The organism is Aminobacter sp. P4_H6_2 (assembly GCF_056400805.1).
In genome coordinates this window covers 1-6,971 of sequence record NZ_JBFUKO010000282.1, presented here as the reverse complement: position 1 = coordinate 6,971, position 6,971 = coordinate 1, and the positions used below count along the sequence as shown (strand labels likewise).

8 protein-coding genes are annotated in these 6,971 nt (G+C 61.6%); 7 read left to right on the top strand and 1 reads right to left on the bottom strand.

All coding sequences use genetic code 11. The annotated features are described in order from the left end of the window. Positions 1-580: oxygen-binding di-iron domain-containing protein (locus AC1DUU_RS19045; RefSeq protein WP_476784965.1), on the top strand; the 580-nt coding region annotated here is incomplete at its 5' end. Between the two features lie 7 nt (positions 581-587). Here the strand turns inward: AC1DUU_RS19045 and AC1DUU_RS19040 are convergent. Next, positions 588-1,001, bottom strand: a complete 414-nt coding sequence (locus AC1DUU_RS19040) for a DUF4864 domain-containing protein (RefSeq protein ID WP_476784966.1) — start codon at positions 999-1,001, stop codon at positions 588-590. 193 nt (positions 1,002-1,194) lie between these two features. On the opposite strand from AC1DUU_RS19040, the gene AC1DUU_RS19035 reads away from it, so the two are divergent. From AC1DUU_RS19035 to AC1DUU_RS19010, 6 genes are all read left to right on the top strand, one after another. Further along, positions 1,195-1,431 (top strand): Lrp/AsnC ligand binding domain-containing protein, encoded by a 237-nt coding sequence (locus AC1DUU_RS19035; protein WP_109576006.1) that lies wholly within the window; start codon positions 1,195-1,197, stop codon positions 1,429-1,431. 154 nt (positions 1,432-1,585) lie between these two features. Then, positions 1,586-2,998 (top strand): circularly permuted type 2 ATP-grasp protein, encoded by a 1,413-nt coding sequence (locus AC1DUU_RS19030; RefSeq protein ID WP_476784964.1) that lies wholly within the window; start codon positions 1,586-1,588, stop codon positions 2,996-2,998. A gap of 17 nt (positions 2,999-3,015) precedes the next feature. After that, complete coding sequence (locus AC1DUU_RS19025; protein WP_476784963.1) at positions 3,016-3,957, top strand: alpha-E domain-containing protein; 942 nt, start codon at positions 3,016-3,018, stop codon at positions 3,955-3,957. A 12-nt stretch (positions 3,958-3,969) separates the two neighbouring features. Next, the gene (locus tag AC1DUU_RS19020; protein ID WP_476784962.1) at positions 3,970-4,764 is read left to right on the top strand and encodes a transglutaminase family protein; all 795 of its coding nucleotides are present in this window, start codon (positions 3,970-3,972) and stop codon (positions 4,762-4,764) included. Positions 4,765-4,797: 33 nt separating this feature from the next. Continuing rightward, positions 4,798-5,529, top strand: a complete 732-nt coding sequence (locus tag AC1DUU_RS19015) for a proteasome-type protease (protein ID WP_476784961.1) — start codon at positions 4,798-4,800, stop codon at positions 5,527-5,529. Positions 5,530-5,568: 39 nt separating this feature from the next. Then, positions 5,569-6,971 (top strand): pyridoxal phosphate-dependent decarboxylase family protein (locus tag AC1DUU_RS19010; protein ID WP_476784960.1); only part of this gene is annotated, 1,403 nt, incomplete at its 3' end.

Here is a 6,971-nt window from a genome sequence, read left to right as displayed (position 1 = left end):
GCGCGAGGCTGTCGCCACCTTGCTTGATCCCGCTACGCTTCGGTGGATTGGTTTCTCGCATTTTGAGCCGGATGAATGCGGAGCCCTGAACAAATGGCTGGCCATTGCGCCCGGTGCGACAGCTATCACCAGCGTGGTCGGTGCCAGCGTGATGCTGGACGATTACGCGGATCAGCCGGCGCAGGCCCTGATGGACGGCGAGCGCCTGAGTACCGGTGCGCATACGTTTGAATTTCTCTCCACGCCGCATCTGCCTCACGGATGGGACGCAAGCCTTCTCTTCGATGAAACGGAGCGCACGCTGTTTGCGTCCGATTTGTTTCTCCATCAAGGCGCTGGGCCCGCTGTCGTCGAAGCAGATATCGTCGGACCGGCGCGGGAGATGATCGTTTCCACGCTCAAGAGCCCGTTCGCCCATAGCATTCCGTGGACTTCAAGGACGGATGCGATGTTCAAACGACTAATCACGCTTCAACCGAACACGCTTGCGGTAATGCATGGCTCGGCTTTCCGGGGAAATGGAGCGGGGGCTCTTGCTGATCTTTGCGGCGCCCTCGGCGAGCTGTCAGGGTCTGAGTGACTTCGCATCATGTACTCAGCGAGTTCGACGCGCGCAGGCTGACCCCGGTGATGCGCCAGACGCCGTCGGGCTGCAGTTCGAGCGTGTAGACGGCCTCATAGTCCTTGCCGTCCGCACCGACGATGATCACCTGCTGGATGATCGCGGACGGGCTCGTTTCCTTGGACTTGCCGAAGGAAAAACTCTGCGGCTTGTGCACTGGTTTGTAGGCCCCGGTGACCATACTCATGAAGGTGTCTAGTGTGGGGAAGATGCGCTTCACATTGGGCGCGGCGTAGCCATAGGCACCGGCATCGTCGCCGGCGTGAAAAGCATGGAGCTGGCCGGAGATGCTGTCCTGCGCCGCCTTGATCTCGGCATCGCCAGCAAGCGCTGGCAGGGCGAAAAACAGCGAAACAACAATGATTGCCGCACAGCGCATCATGACGTCTCCCACTTCGTGGCGGGCCATTGGCCGGTGCCACCATCACATTGTATCATACGCAAGCGGTGCGGCTGCGGTTTCAGGCGAATGGGCGAATTGTCTCTGGAACGTTGCCAGGCATTGGCTTGAAAGCGCTGGTGCGTTCTGCGACAAGACCGGCAACAAGGGCAGGCCCGGAACGGATAACGCGATGAAGACCTTTTTCGTGCAGATCAAATGCGAACTCGGCAAGGCCTATGAGGTGGCGAGTGCGCTGGCGGATGCCGAGATCGCCTCGGAGATCTACTCGACGGCTGGTAATTTCGACTTGCTGGTGAAGTTCTATGTCGACGACGAGGAAGACATCGGCCACTTCGTCAACGAAAAGGTCCATGCCATCGGCAACATCAGGGACACGTTCACGACCGTGACCTTCCGCGCGTTTTGAGCGTGAAAAGGGCAGGGATGCGCCCAAATCCCCGGCTTTTTGCCAAAATGATGGGCAATTTCCCGAATATGAAGCCGGCTGCGCCTGAAGCCGGCGATTGCGCTTGATTTTCTCCCTGGAGGTCATTTGACTGATCTCAGAGGGGAGTTTGCCAGTGGTCGCGTTCGATGAAATGCTCCCGGCCGAAGCCGGACTCAGACGGCCCTACGAGATTTATGACAGCTGGCTGAAAAACCAGGATCCCGCACGACTTACCGAAAAGATGCGCGATGCCGAGCKGGTATTCCGCAAGACCGGCATCACCTTTGCCGTCTATGGCGAACAGGAAGCTTCAGAACGGCTCATCCCCTTCGACATCGTGCCGCGGATTATTTCCGGCAATGAGTGGCGGCGGCTGACGCAAGGCATCGAGCAACGCGTGCAGGCGCTCAACGCCTTCCTCGACGACATCTATCACCGCCAGGAGATTTTGCGCGCCGGCCGCGTGCCGCGTGAGTTGATCGCCACCAATGAGGCGTTCTTGCCCGAGATGATCGGGGTCAGGCCGCCGGCTGGCGTCTACACCCACATCATCGGCGTCGATATCGTGCGCATCGCCGAGAATGAGTTCTACGTGCTCGAAGACAATGCGCGCACGCCATCCGGTGTCTCCTACATGCTGGAGAACCGCGAGACGATGCTGCAGCTTTTTCCCGAGCTGTTCCAGCGCATCAAGGTGCATCCCGTCGAGAACTACCCGCAGCTGCTGAGGCAGTCGCTTTCGGCGGTGCGGCCAAACGGGGTGAGCGGTACGCCGACGATCGCCGTGCTGACGCCGGGCAGCTTCAACTCGGCTTATTTCGAGCACGCATTCCTGGCCGACCAGATGGGGGTGCAGCTTGTCGAGGGCCAGGACCTGCGCGTTGTCGATGGGCGCGTGGCGATGCGCACCACCGAGGGCTACAAGCAGATCGACGTGCTCTACCGCCGCGTCGACGACGCCTATCTCGATCCGCTGACCTTCAAGCCGGATTCGGCGCTTGGCGTGCCCGGAATCATGGACGTCTACCGCGCTGGCAACATCACCATTGCCAATGCACCGGGCACCGGCATTGYCGACGACAAGGCGATCTACTCCTACATGCCCGAGATCATCGAGTTCTACACCGGGCGCAAGCCGATCCTGGGCAATATCCCGACCTGGCGCTGCTCCGAGCCTGACAGCCTGAAATATGTCCAGGAGCACCTCACCGAGCTGGTGGTCAAGGAAGTGCACGGCTCGGGCGGCTACGGCATGTTGGTCGGGCCGGCTGCCTCCAAGAAGGAATGCGAAGAGTTCTCGAAAAAGCTCGCGGCGCGGCCTTCCAACTACATCGCCCAGCCGACGCTGTCGCTGTCGACCTGCCCGATCCTGACCGAGAAGGGGCTTGCGCCACGCCATGTCGATCTCAGGCCGTTCGTGCTGGTTTCCGACCGTATTCGCATCGTGCCTGGGGGCCTGACGCGCGTGGCGCTCAAGGAAGGGTCACTGGTGGTGAATTCCTCACAAGGGGGCGGAACCAAGGACACCTGGGTTCTGGACGACTAAGGGGACGTTGAGACTTCATGCTTCTGGGACGCACCGCCAACGGCCTCTACTGGATGAACCGCTACATCGAGCGGACCGAGAATATGGCACGGCTGATCGATGCCGGCCTGCGCATAGCGCTGACCCGCAGCCAGGATGCCTCGGAAGAATGGAACTCGGTGCTGCTTTCGGCGGGAGCCGCCAGCGCGTTCGCCGCCAAGCACAGCGACTACACGGCAGAAAACGTCGCCGATTTCCTGCTGCGCGACATGGCCAACCCGTCGAGCGCTGTCGCGGCGATCGAAACGGCCCGAAACAATGCGCGCATGGTGCGCACAGCGCTGACCCGGGAAACCTGGGAGAGCATCAACGAAGCCTGGATGTCGCTGAAGCGCATGCTGGAATCTCCGATCGACCAGCGCGAACTGCCCGGAGTGCTCGACGCGATCAAGCGCGAGACGGCACTCATCCGCGGCTCGTTTTACGGCACCATGCTGCGCAACGAGATCTTCGATTTCGCCCAGCTCGGCACCTATGTCGAACGCGCCGACAACACCGCGCGCATCCTCGACGTCAAATATTACGTGCTGCTGCCGTCGGTTTCGTGGGTGGGCTCGTCGCTCGACAACTACCAGTGGGAGTCGATCTTGCGGTCGGTTGCGGCGCACAGGTCCTATCGCTGGGTCTATGAGGCCGAATACAAGCCGGCCAACATTGCCGAATATCTGATGCTCAATGCGCGCATGCCCCGTTCACTGGCTTTCAGCTACCGGTTCCTCGCCGAGCATCTCAAATACCTCGGTGAGGACTATGGCGCCAAGCACCCCGCGCAAGAGATCGCCGAACGAACCTATGCCAGGCTGCGCGGCACCGAGATCAAGGACATTTTCGAAACCGGTCTGCACGAGTTCCTCGCCGACTTCATTCAGGACAATAATCGGCTGGGCGATCAGGTCGCCCAGGATTTCGGCTTCTATTGATCGGATAGGAAGATGCGGCTCAAGGTCAGCCACAGCACCGAGTACAATTACGACGAGCCGATCCGCTATGGCCTGCAGCGTGTGCGCCTGTGGCCGGTGAGTGGGCCGGCGCAGACGGTGCTGACCTGGACGTTGCGTATCGAAGGCGCGCGCGAGGAAGTGCGATTTCTCGACCAGTTCGGCAATGACACCCGACTGCTCAGCATCGACGGAGAGCCGCACACGATCAGCGTCGTCGCCGAAGGCGAGGTGGAGACCAACGAAACCGCAGGCATTTCGGGGCTGCATCGTGGCTTTGCGCCGCTGTGGCTGTTCGAGCACCAGACACCGCTGACCGCCCCAGGCGCTGCGATCCGCGACCTTGCGGCTGATATCGGGGAGGGTGGCGAACTGGAGCGGCTGCACGCCTTGATGGCGACGATCCAGCAACGCGTGGCCTACGTGACCGGCACGACCGACTCCCGCACAACCGCCGAAGAGGCGCTTGAGAAAGGTACTGGCGTTTGCCAGGACCATGCTCATGTCTTTGCCGCCTCGGCCCGGCTGCTCGGATTTCCGGCGCGTTACGTCAGCGGCTATCTGATGATGAACGATACGATCGAGCAGGTGGCGAGCCACGCCTGGGCGGAGGCCTATGTCAACGGCCTGGGCTGGGTCGGCTTTGACGCTGCCAACGGCGTGTCGCCGGATGGGCGCTATGTGCGCGTGGCTGTGGGGCGCGACTATCGCGAGGCGATGCCGATTTCGGGCATTCTGATCGGGAACGCCCAGGAACGGCTTGCAGTCCACATCACCGTAGAGCAGTAATCCGGCATAGAAGCGTTCGCCGGACTGGAATCGATGACCTATTGCGTCGGCCTGAAGATTGATCGCGGCCTAGTGTTCATGTCGGACACGCGGACCAATGCCGGGGTCGACAGCATCTCGACCTTTCGCAAGATGCGGATCTGGGAGCTACCGGGCGAGCGCGTGGTCGTGCTGATGTCGGCCGGCAATCTTGCCACAACCCAGGCCGTGGTCAGCCTGCTCGACGAACGCACCAAAGCTGCGGCCGAACGCGCGCCGACGCTGCTCGAAGCGCCTTCGATGTACCAGATCGCGCGGCTGGTCGGCGACACGGTCAAGGAAGTGATCGCCCAGTCGGCGCTGGGCGGCCAGACGGCGGATGCGGCATTCAACGCCTCGTTCATCCTGGGCGGCCAGATCAAGGGCAGCGAACCCAGGCTGTTCATGATCTATCCCGAGGGCAATTTCATCGAATGCAGCGACGACACGCCGTTCTTCCAGATCGGCGAGACCAAGTACGGCAAGCCGATCATCGTGCGCGCCTATGACAAGACGATGAGCTTCGCCGAGACGGTCAAGCTGCTTTTGGTATCGTTTGATTCGACGTTGAAATCCAACCTGTCGGTAGGCCTGCCGCTCGACCTGGCTTTCTACGAAAAAGACAGTTTCAAGATCGGCCTGAAGAAGCGGATCGGTGCTGACGATCCCTATTACCGGAGTGTTTCGGAGGGCTGGTCCGACGCGCTGAAGGCGGCGTTTCAGAGCCTGCCCGATTTCATCGAATAGCCGCCAAGTTTGCACACACACCAAGGGGGGACGACGACCATGGACAGCAACGAGTTTCGCCATTGGTCGGTGAAGGCGGCCGAATGGGGCGTCGATTACCGCGCCGGGTTGCGCGACCGGCCGGTACGCCCGGATATCGAACCGGGTAAAATTCTGGGCGCGATTGCCGCCAGTCCGCCCGAAGAGGCCGAGCCGATGGAGGCTATCTTCGCCGACTTCGAGGCGACGATCGTGCCAGGCATGACGCATTGGCAGCATCCGCGTTTTTTTGCCTACTTTCCAGCCAACGCAGCACCCGTTTCAGTGGTGGCGGAATATCTCGTTAGCGCCATGGCTGCCCAGTGCATGCTCTGGCAGACCTCGCCGGCGGCAACGGAACTGGAAACACGCGTCGTCGACTGGCTGCGCCAGGCGCTTGGCCTGCCGGCCGATTTTTCCGGCGTCATCCAGGATTCTGCTTCCTCGGCGACGCTTGCGGCAGTGCTGACCATGCGCGAGCGCGCGCTTAACTGGCAAGGCAACAAATCTGGCCTTTCGGGTGCGCCGCGCCTGCGGATCTACTGTTCGGAGCACGTGCACACCTCCATCGACCGCGCCATCTGGGTTGCGGGAATCGGCGAGGAAAATCTCGTGCGTATTCCGACCGGCGGGCGCTTTCGTGCGATGTCGACTGAGGCACTGGAGGCCGCGATCGCTAAAGATCGCGAGCAGGGCTTTCTGCCGGCGGGCGTGATCGCCTGCGTCGGCGGCACCAGTGTCGGCGGCACCGATGACGTTGCGGCTGTCATGGATGTCGCCAGGTGCCACGGGCTCTACACCCATGTCGACGCGGCCTGGGCCGGTTCCGCGATGATCTGCCCGGAGTTCCGGCACTTCTGGGCCGGGGTCGAGGGTGCGGATTCGATCGTCTTCAACCCGCACAAATGGCTGGGCGCCCAGTTCGACTGCTCGGTCCAGTTCATCCGCGATCCCGAAAGCCTGGTGCGGACGCTGGCTATTCGTCCGGAGTTTTTGAAGACGCACGGCCGTGACGGAATCACCAATTATTCCGAATGGTCGGTGCCGCTCGGCCGGCGTTTCCGAGCGCTGAAGCTGTGGTTCCTACTGCGTGCCCATGGGCTCGAAGGCCTGCGCACAATGATCCGCAACCATGTGTCCTGGAGCGGGAAGCTGGCCGAACGGCTGGGCCACGAGCCCGATTTCGAGATCACCAGCGAGCCGATGCTGTCGCTGTTTTCCTTCCGCCACGTGGCGGCGGGCGTCGCCGATCTCGACGAGCACAATCTCGCGCTGGTCGAAGCGATCAACCGCGATGGGCGCATCTACCTGACCCAGACACGCCTCGATGGCCGCGCCGTGATCCGCTTCCAGGCTGGGCAGTTCGAATCGACGGAGGCCGATATCGACCATGCCTTCCAGGTGATCACCGAGCTCGCCCGCTC